A 13,838-nucleotide genomic window follows, 5' to 3' on the forward strand; every position below is an offset into this window, starting at 1 on the left:
ATTCGTTTTGTTCAGTGAATGATCTTGCCGGATACACACTGTTCATAGCCTGCGCCATACGCAGGCTATTTCTTTCAGATTTCACCGTTTAATTTCATTGCAATCAGAGTTGCCAGAAATCCGGCTTTTTTTTCTGCGGGCAGATTCTTTCCGATGTGAACCAGGCACATTTTTGTGACACCTTCATCAAGTGTTTTTACGTTGCCTGATGGACCGTCGATATCAACCACAGTGAATGGGGTTTCTTTATTTCCTGTTTTAATCACGTAGCCAATACGCTTTCCTTCCAGATTAACCTCGTGAACAATGTCATCGGTAGTTACAACAGTGACTTCATAATTGGTAATCATGTTTTTCTCCTTAATTAAGGTTGAGCGAATCCCTGCCATTGCTGGCATAAATTCATTTTCGAATAGTCAGTTAATTAAAGTTCGTGTGCCATCTGGTCTTTTTCGGCACAGATTTCACTACAATATTTTTTCATTTCCGTCGTTGGGATAACTCCACGCATGAAATGAAGTGGTCTTGTAATAGTTTTGCTTTCTTCAACTTCTTTATTGCAAAGGTGGTAAGCACATTTTATTTTCATGATTTTCTCCTGTGAGGCCTGCGGGAATTTCTTCATTTACAGGCCGGATAAATTTCTCAACAGGGAAACATTCGCCAGCTACTTTTTGCTCAATAGCTGCGGCCTTGCATTCAGGTTCGGAGTTATAAATTCCGGTAACAACATCCTGAGTTTCGCCTGATGTCAGAAAAACGGTCATGACAAGAGCGAACAAAGTGTTCATTTATTTTACTCCCGGTCGCAATTGCAAACTGAATAATGGCCTGCTCAAACATTTCTTCATCCTGTAAAAATACAGCGATGGCGAATTTACTCTGTGCGGCACTGATAGCTGTTAGATGATTACGTTCCATAACGCCACCTGAGCTACTTTATTCCTCGGTAACTTTATAACCATTAATTTCCAGAAATGTAGCGATATCCTGATATGAAAATTTTTCCAGAAGCTCATGAAGACGCCCCTCTGTTGAAAAATATTCTGCTATTTCTTCGGCTCCAACCATTTCAATAATAGCGTCGTTATCTTCAACTGAATCAATCAGGTCTGATAACTTCACGCCATTGACTTCAATACATAATTTTTGATTGTAATCGGGCTTAACCTGTACATCTTTTGCTGTTACTTCAAAACTTATCTCTTGCATATAATTCCCTTCCTGGTTACTAAATGAACTTTGTTGATGCGGTGCCTGGTGCCTCCAGGTGACTGCAACCAGTTAACAATTACAGTCGGCTTTCCCACCCAAACCAATAAGGACTAACATGACTTTTAACTGTGCCGCGTCCGCTTAGCCGCATTCACCGCATCACAAAATTCACTTTAAAAAGGGCGGACATCAGTCGAACTTCAAGAAAAAACTGATGCCGCCAAGACTACACACAGCAGTGTTGTTATTCACAACCGGAGGCGCACTCCAACCATTTAAATTTAACAGACAAGACCGACTCTTTATGGATATCGGAAATGCGCCTTCGTGTTGCGCCCGGTTTTATTTCACCACCTCCGGGCTTCGGTGGTCTCTGCTATACCCCTACAGCGAGAGCTTGTGTTAACATTTCAATACCCTTACAGTCGAGAGTTATTGATATGTTGGATGTATTTACTCCATTGTTGAAACTTTTTGCTAACGAGCCACTCGAAAGACTTATGTACACGATTATCATTTTCGGCCTCACTCTCTGGTTGATACCGAAAGAGTTTGCTGTCGCATTCAATGCTTATACTGAAATACCCTGGCTCTTTCAGATTATCGCTTTTGCCTTTTCTTTCGTGGTCGCTATTTCCTTCTCAAGATTGCGAGCGCATATTCAAAAGCATTATTCATTGCTACCAGAGCAACGAGTATTGCTTCGTTTATCAGAGGAAGAAATCTCTGTATTTAAAGATTTCCTTAAAACAGGAAATCTTATTATCACTTCTCCTTGCCGTAACCCGGTTATGAAAAAATTAGAACGGAAGGGCATCATTCAACATCAGAGTGATAGCGCAAACTGTTCTTATTATCTCGTCACCGAAAAATACTCCCACTTTATGAAGTTATTCTGGAACAGCAGGAGTAGGCGTTTTAATCGTTAGCTTACTGTGTGCTTCTCCAACCATCGACGCGCGCCAGCTTCGGTTTTAAACGTTTTGCTTTTGGTATACGTCATAGCGGTGAACGTGCCGTCATGGTTTGGGAACACGCCACATACCAGAGATTCGTTGTTGCCGAGGTCGATTTTTTGCATTTTGCTGACCTTACATCTTGTTGCTGCGGATAGAGGCTTCAGCTTGCCAGAGATCCCAGTCGTTCCTGCGTAGAGCCTGTACAGCTTGGTTGTAAGTGATACCGCAACAATCCATCAAATACTGAACTACTTCGTAATGCTCCATCTTATCTCTCCCCTTAACGCCGGGTGGCGGAACTGTTTGCTGAGAACACCGTGCGGTGTCTTGATGGAGAGTAATTTAGAATAACCTAACAAATATGGCAAGTGTTTTTTGTTAGATCAGTCTAACAAAAAGGGTGGGAGAATCTAAGCAACTGAAAAGGATGTTATTTTATTGATTTGTTTTTACGCGCTTTAAGCATTTCTTCGAAGAGTTTATTGAAATTCTCTACTCTTGCGCGCATTTCAGACAGCAAGGCTTCCTGCTCGGAGGATGGAAGAGCATCGAATAATTCGATCAATTCTTTGTGGTTGGGAGTTAACTCGGTTTCCACATGAAGTTCTTGTGCTGGTACTGGTGCCTTGTCTTCGTCACCAAACATTAGCCATGTAGGCGAGCACTTCAGCGCATCCGCTAAAGCAAACAACCGCTTCCCGACTGGTTGGGTTTCGTCTCTTTCCCATTGCGAAATTGTGACGTGAGCTACCCCAGCGAGGCGTGCAGCTTCTCGTTGTGTTAGGCGTAATTCTTTTCGTCGTGCCAGAACTCGCTGGCCTAGGGTTCTTGTATCCATAGTTAGGTAATTCTAATTTTTCTTGACTTAGATATCCCGCGCACATTACTGTTAGAAATATCTAACAAAAGGGGGCTTTGATGCTTAAAGTTGATGCAATTACTTTTTTTGGCAGCAAAACAAAGCTTGCCAATGCCGCAGGAGTGAAACTGGCAAGTGTTGCTGCATGGGGTGAACTGGTTCCCGAAGGTCGCGCGATGCGCCTACAAAAAGCATCTGGCGGGGAGCTTCAGTACGACCCCAAAGTTTATGACGAATATCGTAAGGCAAAACGACCTGGGAAGGTGATTCATGAAAATCAGGCATGAGCACATCGAATCAGTGCTGTTAGCCCTGGCAGCCGAAAAAGGGCAGGCGTGGGTCGCTAACGCAATTACTGAAGAATATCTGCGGCAGGGGGGCGGCGAATTGCCTTTGGTACCAGGCAAGGACTGGAATAATCAGCAGAGCATCTATCACCGTTGGTTAAAAGGTGAAACGAAAGCGCAAAGGGAAAAAATTCAGAAGCTGATCCCAGCAATTCTGGCAATTCTTCCGCGCGAACTGCGTCATCGACTCTGCATCTTCGATACCCTGGAACGCCGTGCATTACTGGCGGCGCAGGAAGCGTTGAGTACGGCAATTGATGCGCATGATGATGCAGTTCAGGCCGTTTACCGGAAAGCGCATTTCAGCGGCGGTGGGTCTTCCGACGATTCTGTCATTGTTCATTAAGCAAAAGTTTCCATGCTGGTTGTGCTTATTCTAAGCCACCGGGCAGCATCATACGGGGCAATTATGGCCGCATTACCATACATGCAACTGTACATAGCTGATTACCTGGCTGACACCATGCATTTGTCAGCAGAGGAACACGGTGCGTATTTGTTGCTGATGTTCAATTACTGGCAAACAGGAAAGCCAATACCCAAAAACAGGCTGGCAAAAATTGCCCGTCTGACTAACGAGCGATGGGCTGATGTTGAACCATCCTTGCGGGAGTTTTTTTGCGATAACGGCGACGAATGGGTGCATCTTCGGATTGAAGAAGATCTGGCATCAGTCAGGGAAAAGTTAACCAAAAAATCAGCCGCAGGAAAAGCATCTGTTCAGGCCAGAAGAAGCAGAAAGGAAGCAGATGCTCAAACAAAACAAGAGAGAAATTTAACAGGTGTTCAAACATATGTTGGAGTGGTGTTTGAACATGATGCCAACACAAAAGCAACTAATAAAGATACAGATCTAAAAGAATTAAACCCCACACATAACGCGCGCGTACGCGAGAGTACTCCGACAAGTGAATCGAACGGTACGCCATCGCAGACAACGGAACCCGAATATCTTGACGGCCTGATTGAACCCATCGGGAAATTTCAGATGACCGATGGCTGGCATCCGTCGCCGGATTTTCGACGGCGGGCTGCACTGTGGGGAGTGGCTCTGCCAGAGCCGGAATTTACACCTGCTGAACTTGCCGCCTTCCGGGACTACTGGGCAGCGGAGGGGAAAGTTTTCACGCAGATTCAGTGGGAGCAGAAATTCGCCCGTCACGTAAATCACGTCAGGGCGCAGGTTAAACCAGTCAGCAAGGGGGTGAGCCATGCAGCAGCACCAGGTGGCACCGCATCACGGGCAGTTCGGGAGATTCGGGCAGCACGTGAACAGTGGGAACGTGAAAACGGATTTATCAGCGACGGAAACGGCGTGGAAGCTGTGGGAACTCATGGGGGAGGTTTATTCGAACCGCTGGACTCAGAAGAACGGGGCCGCACCTTCGAAGCTCTGGATTGCACAGATTGGCGCGATGACTGAGCAGCAAATCCGGCAGGTCTGCCGCCAGTGCATGGAGCGTTGTCGGGCGGGTGAAACATGGCCTCCTGACCTGGCAGAGTTTGTGGCGTTGATTTCGGAAAGTGGGGCAAATCCGTTTGGTTTGACTGTGGATGCCGTGATGGAGGAGTACCGACGCTGGCGCAACGAGTCCTGGCGATACGACGGAAGCGATAAATACCCGTGGTCTCAGCCTGTGCTGTATCACATTTGCCTCGAGATGCGGGCAAAAGGGATTGAGCGTCAGATGACCGAAGGGGAGTTAAAAGGACTTGCAGAACGGCAACTGGCGAAATGGGCAAAACAAGTTGGTGACGGCCTCAGTGTTCCGCCAGTCCGGCGGCAACTGGCTGCACCAGAACGCCCGTCGGGGCCAACTCCAATTGAGTTGCTGAAACAGGAATACGAACGCCGGAAAGCGGCTGGTTTTGTTTGAGTTGAGAAGTAATTTTTACCGGGAGGAAATTTTAATGGAGACCGTTTTTGACGCACTGAAAGCAATGGGAAAAGCCACGTCGGTAGAACTGGCAGCGCGACTTGATATCAGTCGTGAAGAAGTGCTGAACGAGCTGTGGGAACTGAAAAAGGCTGGCTTCGTTGATAAAAGCGTATACACCTGGCGTGTGGCTGATAACAACGTTCAGCAGGAACAGCCAGCACTGCCGGAAGAAACCACTACGGCAACAGTGACGAAAATTTCGGAGAGCGATTTAACTTCGACGATTGAACAACGTGGCCCACAAACGGCGGATGAACTGGCTACGCTGTTCGGTACAACATCCCGCAAAGTGGCTTCAACGCTGGCAATGGCAATCAGCAAAGGTCGTCTGATTCGCGTTAATCAGAACGGTAAATTTCGTTACTGCATGCCGGGCGGTAATTTACCAGCAGAGCCGAAAGTTAAATCGATAGCGGAAACCCATGGTAAAGCCTTTCCTCAACCAGCAGGTGTTGCGTTACCGGTGCAGGAAGCTGCAACACAGGAAGATATTAAAACAGAAACTGTAGCGGACATTGTGCAGTCGTTGCCATCGTACACCGAAACACAAGCGGATGACCTGGTTTTGCCATCGCTGCATATGGCAAATCGCGAACTGCGTCGGGCGAAAAATCATGTCCAGAAGTGGGAGCGTGTCTGCGCCGCGCTGCGGGAACTGAACAAGCACCGGGATATTGTTCGACAGATTGTCTATTCCTCCAGTCGTATTGTGTCGGACAAGTGATTGCCGGAGGCGCTTATGGCAAAAGTATTTACACAAGAAGAGCGGGAAAAAATTAAGGGGCAGGTTGTTGAACTCGTGCGCCAGAGTGGGCGCGAGACGTTACGGCAACTGGAAGCCAAGACAGGTGCGACAAGATATCTGATGAGTGTTCTCGCCAGAGAGCTGGTTGCCAGTGGCGATGTATATAACTCTGGCTACGGGTTATTCCCGTCAGAACAGGCTCGTAAGGACTGGCAAAACGCCCGCAAAAAACTATCAAGGGCAAAGGTGAAGAAAACAGCTGTGGTTGATCCGGGTCTTATCCGGTCGTTACAAGATGGAGAAATACGCCGCTACGACAGGCGTCTGAACATAATCTGTCGCGAGTGTCGGAAAAGCGAAGCTATGCAGCGTGTACTGGCGTTCTATCAGGGTAATTTTCAGGAGGTGCTTTTGTGAGCAAAATTAATTATCAGGCACTGCGTGATGCGGCACAGAACGCGAGAGATTTAGGTGGGATTAAGAATTACAAGCGAGGTGAGCAAGCTGTTGCCGAATTTGAGTCCTTGATAACGCCACACCTTGTGCTTGCGTTACTGGATGAGCTGGAAATTAAAAGCAAACGAATTAACGAGTTAATCAAGGGCGGTGAAAACGCCAAATACGTGACGGAAATTTTCCGACTTGAGAAAGAATGCATGGCTCTGGCAGCGGAGAATGCTGGGCTGAAGGCGATATGTGATGACCGTCGCAGGTTCATTATGAATGCGGTGCAACTTGGGCATATCAAAGTGCCAGCAATGAAAACAAAATCGGGGCTTGAAACAATTCGTATTGCTATATCACCACAAAAGCCCACTCCGGCCACCGATGTTTTTCTGGCTGAAGTACGGGCGTGGGCGTTTAACGACCTTTGCGCGGCGTTTGTCAGGCACGCAAAAGTTGCAGGGCTGGATGATGCCGATACCGTAACGCTTAATGAAGCAACGGATGCGCTGCTGCATTGTGTGGAACAGCTTCGCGCTCCAGAATAATTAAATTTAGTACTGTAAATAAAATTTAATCCTTAACCGGAGGGATTCCTGCAACCTCAATACATCAGGAGTCCGTCCGAAAGGGCGGTAATGAAAAATGACAGAATTAACCAAAGAGCAATTAATCGAAGAAGCCAAATTAAAAATAGCGATTGCGAAATGCCACCCCAATTCAGGGATGGCACGGGTAGAGGGCGAGTTATTCAAAATTGCACTGGCATCGCTGGAAGCAGAACCGATAGCGTGGGTATGCGGAGAAAACATAATCCTGTTTAATCCTGACACAGTTGAAGCATATGCAAAACGTGCGGAGATATCACCTAAACCACTATTCGCCGCCCCGCCAGTGCTACCTGATAGACCGGTAGTATCGCTGGAAGCAGAGCCGGTTGTAGTAAACGACGACATGGCTTACGCATTTCACCATGCGCTTTCTGACTCATCGCTTGGCTCTGATGAAATCGAAGAAATTAAAACCGGGTTGCGTGCTGCCTTTGCCAATGCCACCGTCCAGCCAGCACTGATAGTGCCGGATGAAATCGAGCCAGACGATAGCAATACGTTTGATTATGTTGATGGCTGGAATGCCTGCCGCGAAGCCATGCTTCAGGATAATAGGGGGAAGTAATGCTGATGTCGCCTTATCTGGTCTGGTTTCATGGGGCTGCCTTAACAGTTATGCCGCATGTCATGATGGCTGACAATATTATTCCGGCACCAAAGCGCCATACCGGTATTGCAGCGGCACGCCGTGCAGCAAAGAAACGCAGGAGAGCAAAACGATGAAAAACCGTAAAGCAAAAATTCTGTTAGCTCGCAGAAACGGTGTTGGGGGCTGGCGATGGTTGAGGATTAGTAACAGACGAGTGAGATTGACGGGGTGTTGCGGGGTGATGGGTCACAGCTGTTGCAAAAAGCCCAGCGCAGAGCAAAACCGCTGGAAAAATCACTTCCGCACTAAAGGAGCGTGATATGCCTACACTATTCAGGAAAAATTATCCGCGAAGAAGTCGAACAACAGAATTCCTGTTTCTCATTCTGTTTATCGTGTTGATGATACCGATATCCCCGTTAATTCTGGTATGGGGAATCGGGAAAATAATTGAGCCAGTTATTGAATTGTATAACGACGTGGTATGGGCCTCGTTCAACACACTGCACAATAAAATTAATCCGTATAAGGAAAACTGATATGGCAACTATTACCAGAGAAAGCGCAGAGATTAAATCATTCATCACTGGCTTTCTGAGCGATGCGGCGCACGATAACCAATCTTCAAACAGCCTGCTTGCCAATGTGTTTCGTATTGCGCTGGCATCGTTGGAAGCAGAGCCAGTGGCATATCAGTATCGCCAGTGGGATGCAGAATATGATGAATGGGGAGAATGGGAAGATTGCGGAGAATGCGTTTACGAAGGATTTGTTGAGGAAGAGAAATGTCAGGGGGCAGGTGTTCAGACCCGTAAGCTATATGCCGCGCCGCCAATTTCGGTAACTCCGGATGGTTGGATAAGCTGTAGTGAGCGAATGCCAGATGATGGTCGCGAACAGTTCGAAGCACTTGTCAGGTTTCATGCGGGTGATAAAAACCATGAAACATTATTGCTTCGTGCCAACGAAGGGATGAATTACCAGGACCCGAATGTTGATCTGGCATGGATATTCTGGAAATCCAGTCGTGAGCACCTGTTTCATGGAAAAGGAGATTGATATGAATGGACAAATATCAATTGTTCGACCGGGAGCATGTGACGATCGAGAGATACGAATGATTATTCGTCTGGCAATGGGGAAAACAATAACTGCTCTCATTACTCCAGAAAATCTCGCATTAGCATTAACCGGAAAGTCAGACCTACCAATAGTGCTAAAGCTGAGAAATGTGGAGATTAAGGTGAAGTTGAACGAGCTATTGGGCAACTACCCGGTAGCTCCGGATGCTTGGATAAGCTGTAGTGAGCGAATGCCAGATGATGGTCAGCACGTAATTATTTTATGTGATGGCGCATTCGTTCTTTATGCGCAATATCGAGACAGTGAGTTTTTTGATGTTGTCCGCAATGGTGAGGAGTTCTTCGAAACACAGAGCCGCAATGTAACCCACTGGATGCCGCTACCAGAACCGCCGCAGGAGGTGAATCAATGAGTTGGCCTGAAGCATTCACAACGGTAGGAATTGCAATGGCGGTGGCGCTGATGGTGTATTCGATTTGCCGCTGGGGATAAAAACGATTTGCGGGAAAAAGATAGTTAAGTAGAATTGCTGCGGGTGCTTGAGGCTATCTGCCTCGGGCATGCTACCAAAGGCAGATAGAGAAAAGCCCCACCCGACTATAAATCGAAGTGAGGCCCCTATATGCTCGTCACATATAGATTGCCTCTTACGGACCGAAAGGTCAAGGAGAAGCAGGCTATGAAGCAGCAAAAGGCGATGTTAATCGCCCTGATCGTCATCTGTTTAACCGTCATAGTGACGGCACTGGTAACGAGGAAAGACCTCTGCGAGGTACGAATCCGAACCGGCCAGACGGAGGTCGCTGTCTTCACAGCTTACGAACCTGAGGAGTAAGAGACCAGGCGGGGTAAACCCCCGCCACCTCTGATGTGTCAGGCATCCTCAACGCACCCGCGCTTAACCCGCTTCGGCGGGTTTTTTATTGGTTGACAAAATTATGAATATGCACCAATATCTTGGTTGACAAAAGTCGTTTTTTGCACGGATTAGACGGAGATGTGTCTATGCAGAACCATCCATTCCCTTGGGAGTTCTTTCCTGAGTTAACAGAGGATCGTTTAACCATAATAGCTGAGGAGTTGCTCAGGATACAGGATATTACTCATGAGTTATTGTCATCGCCCTATGATGATAATTACACTCGTGGTGGTTGTACATTTGGGCGTCAGCGGCAGGCGTTGCTACAAATGTGCGTACGAAAGACATATGACTGGTTAAGACTACTTAATCCTGGCATGGATCTTACGTTTTCAATTGGGAATGTCCCTATTCGTTTCTTTACTGATGACGCAGATAATCCCAAGAAACGCGGTTTTTTCAAAAGAAACGATGCTGATCGACTCTTTGAGTCAGAGGAGACCACTCCAACTATGCATCGCTTTGTGGTTGAAAAGCCTGAATTTGAAGGCGAGGGTGGTAAAGTCATTTTTAATGGCTATAACGTGTTTGGTGAGATCGTGTCAACTTGGACATATGGTGCGGACCGTGTTGTTATGCTGAACTCTGTCGATGATGTACCTCCAGCACCGGTACCTATCGAACTAGAACCTATCAGTGCGTCTAAGACTGAGAAGGAAAAGAAACAAAATAGCAAATAGTGGGTGAAATGTGTTTAACGGTACTAATTTAAGACTTGCTCGTCTGTATCACGAGCTATCTCTGGAGCAGGTTGCTGAGAAGGTTGAAAAAACACGCCAGTATGTACAGCGACTGGAGTCTGGTTCAGCTACTCCATCCCCAGAGCTTATAAATAAATTAGCCGAGGTTTTGCGCGTGAAGCCCGCCTTTTTCGAAGGGCAGGAACATTCTCCTGTTAATGAAGAGATTGTACATTTTCGTAAACGCGCCTCGACAAGGATGTCAACGAAGCTATCAACACTCGCTAAGGCTGAGTTTTATCGTCGTTTTATTGATGTATTTGAAGATAATCTTAATTTGTCACCTGTTCGATTTCCTGAATTTCGTGTCCATACACAAGAAGATATCGAGCGAGCGGCAGAAAAATGTCGTATTGAGTGGGGCTTAGGCTTTGGCCCAATTGAAAATATGACTCGCCTGGCCGAGAAACTTGGGGCGTTTGTTACTTCATTTGACTCCGTTTCGGATGAAGTAGATGCACTGTCTGTTCCTCTACGAAGGCCTTTTATTGTTCGAAATACAGCTAAAAATTCACCTTGTAGGCAACGCTTTGATATTGCTCATGAGGTTGCCCATTTGATTCTTCATGAAGGAATTTCTACTGGTGATAGATTAACTGAATCCCAGGCAAACCGTTTTGCCTCTGCTCTGTTGCTTCCCAGAACGTCGATGGCGAAATATTTTCCAAGACCTGTGGGGGGGAGGATAAATTGGCAGGGACTAAGCCAATTTAAGTTGACATGGAAAGTAAGTAAGGCTGCCATTGTTTACAGGGCTCATCAATTAGGACTTTTGACTGATGAGCAGTACAGAACTGCATTTATGGGGTTGAAACGGAAAGGGGAAGCTATTGATGAAAAAGAAGATTATCTAATCCCTCATGAGCGTCCTGAGTTATTCCGTCGGGCTTTATCGTTTTTATTTGAAGAGTTAGGATACGACCCACAGCGTATAGCTGATGAAATGGATATAGAAGTGGACATTTTTTATGAGTTAGTTGGAGATGATCTTCCTGCGGTTCATGAACTGCCAGGAAGTGGTGATGTTGTTTCACTACAATCTTACCGAACTCTTAGAGGCAAAATTCACTAGGCATAACCCGCTTCGGCGGGTTTTGTTTTTCATGAATAAGGGATTAATAATTTTAGCTGAAATTATATTGCCTTGTTGTCCGAATGGTTAGTTAATTTTCGATATTATTGTATTTGTCGTATTTGTCGTATTTGTTTTTATTTTTGTCTTTATCGTTTGCGATTGCTTCGAAATAAAGATTAATTAGAATTCATCCGTTTTGAGTAGCGCGCAGGGAGAAGATGGATGGACCCTGAAAAGGGGAGAGCTATTTATCTGGAAGGATTCTGAAGATGAAAATCGAAGAATTGCATGAATTGTTTAGTGAAAATGGCCTCTATGCTGTGCGCGTTGAGAATGGAACTATTGTCAGTCACTGCCGCATTAAATGTTTACAATCCCAGCAAAGGAAGAACGGTGCTGTGTTAATTTATTTTGTGGATGGACTTATGGTGGACGGTTTTATTTTACGTGAAGATGAATTTGTCACATCATTACAGGCTTTGAAAGAGATAGGACTTAAGGCTGGATTTTTTGCTTTTGAGACTGAGTGAATTCATCTACAATTCAGCACAGGGTTGACCCCCTGCTGAGTAACACCGTGCCACCGGAGAAAACCGATGGCACATATACAACTGGTCAAACAAACTTCTTCTGGTTTACTTCTCCCGGCGACGCCGGAGAGTTGCGATTTTCTGCATCAAATAAAAATAGGCGAGTGGATACACGCTGACTTTAAGCGTGTTCGTAACTACGCATTCCACAAGCGTTTTTTCAAACTCCTGCAACTCGGATTCGATTACTGGACTCCGGTCGGTGGGGCGATCACGCCTCGCGAACGAACACTGGTGTCAGGTTTCGTTGATTACCTGTGTGACTCGGTAGGCAGGGAACATACGCCAGCCCTGAGCGAAGCCGCAGAGCAATATCTGAATACAGTTGCGACACGCAGAACCCAGGATACGGCATTACTCAAGTCATTTGACGCCTTCCGTGAATGGGTAACCATTCAGGCCGGATTTTACACTGAGCATTTTTATCCGGACGGTAGCCGCGGGCGTCGGGCGAAATCCATCGCGTTTGCAAATATGGACGAAACCGAGTTTCAGCAGGTTTATAAATCTGTACTGAATGTGCTGTGGAACTGGATTCTGTTCCGTAAATTTTCCTCTCCGGAACAAGTCGAAAATGTGACTGCACAGCTGCTGGAGTTTGCGTGATGGCAGATTTACGTAAAGCGGCGCGGGGCCAGATGTGTCAGGTCAGAATTCCTGGGTACTGCAATCACAATCCCGAAACTTCCGTGCTGGCGCATTACAGACTGGCGGGGACGTGTGGAACAGCGACAAAGCCACACGATATGCAGGCTGCAATTGCCTGTAGCTCATGCCACGATTTAATCGACGGGAGAGTAAAAACCAGCGATTACACCAAAGAAGAATTACGCCTGATGCATGCAGAAGGTGTTTTTCGCACACAAGAAATCTGGAGAAAGGAAGGTTATTTATGATTTACCCAACAAATACAGGAAAAAGCGGGGAACACCTTCGTCTCACCACGCTGGAAAGTGTCTGGATTCAGGGAAAACTGCGCATGTGGGGGCGCTGGTCGTATATTGGCGGCGGTAAGACGGGGAATATGTTTAACCAGTTGCTGGCATCCAAAAAATTGACGAAAACAGCCATCAATGAAGCTCTGCGCAGGATGAAAAAAGCGGGAATTGATAAGACGGAACTGGAGGCATTTTTGCGGGAAATGCTCGACGGTAAGCAGAAAAGCTGGTTGTCTCATTGTACTGATGCCGAGGCGTTATGTATTGATCGGGTAATTAGCGAAGTGCTGGTCGAGTATCCGGGATTAATTAGCATCCTCCGACAACGATATGAAGGGCGGGGAATGAGCAAACTGAAAATGGCAGAGCAGTTAAATGAAAATCATCCTGACTGGACATTAATTACCTGTCGACGTCGTATCGATCAATGGCTGATGATTGCTGAATTTATGCTTTATAAACCAATGTTCACGGCACAAAAAAAACTATTGCAAAGTGAGCAATAAACTGCTTCAATTCAGTTACGCTTCGCAAGCTGTATCGCGAGGTTAACCAGAAACGTGAACTTAAAAACCCGCCACTGGCGGGTTTTTTTATTTCTGAAGCCTGATTAAAAAACGCGCGATTAAATTGTTGTATAAAATATATTTTGCGTACATTTATGACTGTTTTTAAATTTATATAAAAAGTTGACAAAATAGAAACCTAAAAATAACTTTACAAAACTTGACGTTATGGTGTATTGCAGTTTTATTATTTAAACGTATTATTTGCCGCAGTTCTT

General features: G+C 46.0%; 23 protein-coding genes and 4 pseudogenes. 21 read left to right on the top strand and 6 right to left on the bottom strand.

The window, feature by feature from the left end; all coding sequences use genetic code 11:
- Positions 1-74: 74 nt before the first annotated feature.
- From FEK47_RS07075 to FEK47_RS07095, 4 genes are all read right to left on the bottom strand, one after another.
- On the bottom strand, positions 75-350 hold the full coding sequence (locus FEK47_RS07075; protein ID WP_138183152.1) for a hypothetical protein: 276 nt from the start codon (positions 348-350) through the stop codon (positions 75-77).
- A gap of 74 nt (positions 351-424) precedes the next feature.
- Positions 425-589, bottom strand: a complete 165-nt coding sequence (locus FEK47_RS07080; protein WP_240727674.1) for an Rtr1/RPAP2 family protein phosphatase — start codon at positions 587-589, stop codon at positions 425-427.
- A complete protein-coding gene (locus FEK47_RS07085) occupies positions 555-791 on the bottom strand; it encodes a DUF1482 family protein (RefSeq protein WP_135486168.1) in 237 nt (78 codons plus the stop codon). Before FEK47_RS07085 ends, FEK47_RS07080 begins: the two co-directional genes overlap by 35 nt.
- A gap of 148 nt (positions 792-939) precedes the next feature.
- The gene (locus FEK47_RS07095) at positions 940-1,212 is read right to left on the bottom strand and encodes a hypothetical protein (RefSeq protein ID WP_001156287.1); all 273 of its coding nucleotides are present in this window, start codon (positions 1,210-1,212) and stop codon (positions 940-942) included.
- Positions 1,213-1,655: 443 nt separating this feature from the next.
- Between FEK47_RS07095 and FEK47_RS07100 the strand changes: the two genes are divergently transcribed.
- Positions 1,656-2,144 carry a superinfection exclusion B family protein gene (locus FEK47_RS07100; RefSeq protein WP_135486336.1) on the top strand — a complete coding sequence of 163 codons (489 nt, stop codon included), beginning with the start codon at positions 1,656-1,658 and terminating at the stop codon, positions 2,142-2,144.
- Here FEK47_RS07100 and FEK47_RS07105 read toward each other — a convergent pair.
- Positions 2,141-2,296 (bottom strand): DUF1391 family protein, encoded by a 156-nt coding sequence (locus FEK47_RS07105; RefSeq protein WP_135486167.1) that lies wholly within the window; start codon positions 2,294-2,296, stop codon positions 2,141-2,143. The genes FEK47_RS07100 and FEK47_RS07105 overlap by 4 nt on opposite strands.
- A 308-nt stretch (positions 2,297-2,604) precedes the next feature.
- Positions 2,605-3,012: a helix-turn-helix domain-containing protein gene (locus tag FEK47_RS07115; protein WP_000381212.1), complete on the bottom strand. Its 408-nt coding sequence runs from the start codon at positions 3,010-3,012 to the stop codon at positions 2,605-2,607.
- A gap of 80 nt (positions 3,013-3,092) precedes the next feature.
- On the opposite strand from FEK47_RS07115, the gene FEK47_RS07120 reads away from it, so the two are divergent.
- The 20 genes and pseudogenes from FEK47_RS07120 (at position 3,093) to FEK47_RS07215 (ending at position 13,560) form a co-directional block, all read left to right on the top strand.
- Positions 3,093-3,320 (top strand): Cro/CI family transcriptional regulator, encoded by a 228-nt coding sequence (locus tag FEK47_RS07120; protein ID WP_001602384.1) that lies wholly within the window; start codon positions 3,093-3,095, stop codon positions 3,318-3,320.
- Positions 3,304-3,726 carry a toxin YdaT family protein gene (locus FEK47_RS07125; RefSeq protein WP_135486164.1) on the top strand — a complete coding sequence of 141 codons (423 nt, stop codon included), beginning with the start codon at positions 3,304-3,306 and terminating at the stop codon, positions 3,724-3,726. The genes FEK47_RS07120 and FEK47_RS07125 overlap by 17 nt, the downstream gene beginning before the upstream one ends.
- A gap of 12 nt (positions 3,727-3,738) precedes the next feature.
- Positions 3,739-4,803: a DUF1376 domain-containing protein gene (locus FEK47_RS07130; RefSeq protein ID WP_135486163.1), complete on the top strand. Its 1,065-nt coding sequence runs from the start codon at positions 3,739-3,741 to the stop codon at positions 4,801-4,803.
- Entirely contained in the window at positions 4,796-5,257 is a 462-nt protein-coding gene (locus FEK47_RS07135) for a replication protein P (protein ID WP_240727672.1), read from the top strand. Before FEK47_RS07130 ends, FEK47_RS07135 begins: the two co-directional genes overlap by 8 nt.
- Positions 5,258-5,291: 34 nt before the next feature.
- Positions 5,292-6,044: a DUF1627 domain-containing protein gene (locus FEK47_RS07140; protein ID WP_135486162.1), complete on the top strand. Its 753-nt coding sequence runs from the start codon at positions 5,292-5,294 to the stop codon at positions 6,042-6,044.
- 15 nt (positions 6,045-6,059) lie between these two features.
- Positions 6,060-6,482 carry a DUF977 family protein gene (locus tag FEK47_RS07145; protein ID WP_135486161.1) on the top strand — a complete coding sequence of 141 codons (423 nt, stop codon included), beginning with the start codon at positions 6,060-6,062 and terminating at the stop codon, positions 6,480-6,482.
- A complete protein-coding gene (locus FEK47_RS07150) occupies positions 6,479-7,057 on the top strand; it encodes an ead/Ea22-like family protein (RefSeq protein WP_135486160.1) in 579 nt (192 codons plus the stop codon). Before FEK47_RS07145 ends, FEK47_RS07150 begins: the two co-directional genes overlap by 4 nt.
- A gap of 97 nt (positions 7,058-7,154) precedes the next feature.
- Positions 7,155-7,418 (top strand): annotated as a pseudogene (locus FEK47_RS25205) (DUF551 domain-containing protein); the annotation flags it as partial.
- A gap of 266 nt (positions 7,419-7,684) precedes the next feature.
- On the top strand, positions 7,685-7,843 hold the full coding sequence (locus FEK47_RS25085) for a hypothetical protein (RefSeq protein WP_167854631.1): 159 nt from the start codon (positions 7,685-7,687) through the stop codon (positions 7,841-7,843).
- A 186-nt stretch (positions 7,844-8,029) separates the two neighbouring features.
- Positions 8,030-8,248 carry a DUF4014 family protein gene (locus FEK47_RS07165; RefSeq protein ID WP_135486157.1) on the top strand — a complete coding sequence of 73 codons (219 nt, stop codon included), beginning with the start codon at positions 8,030-8,032 and terminating at the stop codon, positions 8,246-8,248.
- Position 8,249: 1 nt separating this feature from the next.
- A complete protein-coding gene (locus tag FEK47_RS07170; RefSeq protein WP_135486156.1) occupies positions 8,250-8,768 on the top strand; it encodes a DUF551 domain-containing protein in 519 nt (172 codons plus the stop codon).
- Position 8,769: 1 nt separating this feature from the next.
- Positions 8,770-8,958, top strand: a pseudogene (locus FEK47_RS25215) (hypothetical protein); the annotation flags it as partial.
- Positions 8,956-9,204, top strand: a pseudogene (locus tag FEK47_RS07175) (DUF551 domain-containing protein); the annotation flags it as partial. The pseudogenes FEK47_RS25215 and FEK47_RS07175, both read left to right, overlap by 3 nt.
- A 267-nt stretch (positions 9,205-9,471) precedes the next feature.
- Positions 9,472-9,627 (top strand): type I toxin-antitoxin system toxin HokD, encoded by a 156-nt coding sequence (gene hokD / locus FEK47_RS07185; RefSeq protein ID WP_000813254.1) that lies wholly within the window; start codon positions 9,472-9,474, stop codon positions 9,625-9,627.
- A gap of 170 nt (positions 9,628-9,797) precedes the next feature.
- Positions 9,798-10,391, top strand: a complete 594-nt coding sequence (locus FEK47_RS07190; protein ID WP_089552105.1) for a hypothetical protein — start codon at positions 9,798-9,800, stop codon at positions 10,389-10,391.
- 10 nt (positions 10,392-10,401) lie between these two features.
- Entirely contained in the window at positions 10,402-11,523 is a 1,122-nt protein-coding gene (locus tag FEK47_RS07195; RefSeq protein ID WP_000481765.1) for an XRE family transcriptional regulator, read from the top strand.
- Between the two features lie 272 nt (positions 11,524-11,795).
- Positions 11,796-12,084 (top strand): annotated as a pseudogene (locus FEK47_RS07200) (hypothetical protein).
- A gap of 38 nt (positions 12,085-12,122) precedes the next feature.
- A complete protein-coding gene (locus FEK47_RS07205) occupies positions 12,123-12,722 on the top strand; it encodes a DUF1367 family protein (RefSeq protein ID WP_000940346.1) in 600 nt (199 codons plus the stop codon).
- Complete coding sequence (locus FEK47_RS07210; protein ID WP_000774471.1) at positions 12,722-13,012, top strand: DUF1364 domain-containing protein; 291 nt, start codon at positions 12,722-12,724, stop codon at positions 13,010-13,012. Before FEK47_RS07205 ends, FEK47_RS07210 begins: the two co-directional genes overlap by 1 nt.
- Positions 13,009-13,560, top strand: a complete 552-nt coding sequence (locus FEK47_RS07215; protein WP_138183149.1) for a DUF1133 family protein — start codon at positions 13,009-13,011, stop codon at positions 13,558-13,560. The genes FEK47_RS07210 and FEK47_RS07215 overlap by 4 nt, the downstream gene beginning before the upstream one ends.
- The last annotated feature ends 278 nt before the right edge of the window (positions 13,561-13,838 follow it).

Origin of the sequence: Escherichia sp. E3659, assembly GCF_005781135.1 — a bacterium.
Taxonomy (GTDB): domain Bacteria; phylum Pseudomonadota; class Gammaproteobacteria; order Enterobacterales; family Enterobacteriaceae; genus Escherichia.

Bases quoted from the DNA above. Each gene is read 5' to 3' on its own strand.
- FEK47_RS07075 (WP_138183152.1), bottom strand. From the start codon at position 350: ATGATTACCAATTATGAAGTCACTGTTGTAACTACCGATGACATTGTT.
- FEK47_RS07080 (WP_240727674.1), bottom strand. From the start codon at position 589: ATGAAAATAAAATGTGCTTACCACCTTTGCAATAAAGAAGTTGAAGAA.
- FEK47_RS07085 (WP_135486168.1), bottom strand. From the start codon at position 791: ATGAACACTTTGTTCGCTCTTGTCATGACCGTTTTTCTGACATCAGGC.
- FEK47_RS07095 (WP_001156287.1), bottom strand. From the start codon at position 1,212: ATGCAAGAGATAAGTTTTGAAGTAACAGCAAAAGATGTACAGGTTAAG.
- FEK47_RS07100 (WP_135486336.1), top strand. From the start codon at position 1,656: ATGTTGGATGTATTTACTCCATTGTTGAAACTTTTTGCTAACGAGCCA.
- FEK47_RS07105 (WP_135486167.1), bottom strand. From the start codon at position 2,296: ATGCAAAAAATCGACCTCGGCAACAACGAATCTCTGGTATGTGGCGTG.
- FEK47_RS07115 (WP_000381212.1), bottom strand. From the start codon at position 3,012: ATGGATACAAGAACCCTAGGCCAGCGAGTTCTGGCACGACGAAAAGAA.
- FEK47_RS07120 (WP_001602384.1), top strand. From the start codon at position 3,093: ATGCTTAAAGTTGATGCAATTACTTTTTTTGGCAGCAAAACAAAGCTT.
- FEK47_RS07125 (WP_135486164.1), top strand. From the start codon at position 3,304: ATGAAAATCAGGCATGAGCACATCGAATCAGTGCTGTTAGCCCTGGCA.
- FEK47_RS07130 (WP_135486163.1), top strand. From the start codon at position 3,739: ATGCTGGTTGTGCTTATTCTAAGCCACCGGGCAGCATCATACGGGGCA.
- FEK47_RS07135 (WP_240727672.1), top strand. From the start codon at position 4,796: ATGACTGAGCAGCAAATCCGGCAGGTCTGCCGCCAGTGCATGGAGCGT.
- FEK47_RS07140 (WP_135486162.1), top strand. From the start codon at position 5,292: ATGGAGACCGTTTTTGACGCACTGAAAGCAATGGGAAAAGCCACGTCG.
- FEK47_RS07145 (WP_135486161.1), top strand. From the start codon at position 6,060: ATGGCAAAAGTATTTACACAAGAAGAGCGGGAAAAAATTAAGGGGCAG.
- FEK47_RS25085 (WP_167854631.1), top strand. From the start codon at position 7,685: ATGCTGATGTCGCCTTATCTGGTCTGGTTTCATGGGGCTGCCTTAACA.
- FEK47_RS07165 (WP_135486157.1), top strand. From the start codon at position 8,030: ATGCCTACACTATTCAGGAAAAATTATCCGCGAAGAAGTCGAACAACA.
- FEK47_RS07170 (WP_135486156.1), top strand. From the start codon at position 8,250: ATGGCAACTATTACCAGAGAAAGCGCAGAGATTAAATCATTCATCACT.
- hokD (WP_000813254.1), top strand. From the start codon at position 9,472: ATGAAGCAGCAAAAGGCGATGTTAATCGCCCTGATCGTCATCTGTTTA.
- FEK47_RS07190 (WP_089552105.1), top strand. From the start codon at position 9,798: ATGCAGAACCATCCATTCCCTTGGGAGTTCTTTCCTGAGTTAACAGAG.
- FEK47_RS07205 (WP_000940346.1), top strand. From the start codon at position 12,123: ATGGCACATATACAACTGGTCAAACAAACTTCTTCTGGTTTACTTCTC.
- FEK47_RS07210 (WP_000774471.1), top strand. From the start codon at position 12,722: ATGGCAGATTTACGTAAAGCGGCGCGGGGCCAGATGTGTCAGGTCAGA.
- FEK47_RS07215 (WP_138183149.1), top strand. From the start codon at position 13,009: ATGATTTACCCAACAAATACAGGAAAAAGCGGGGAACACCTTCGTCTC.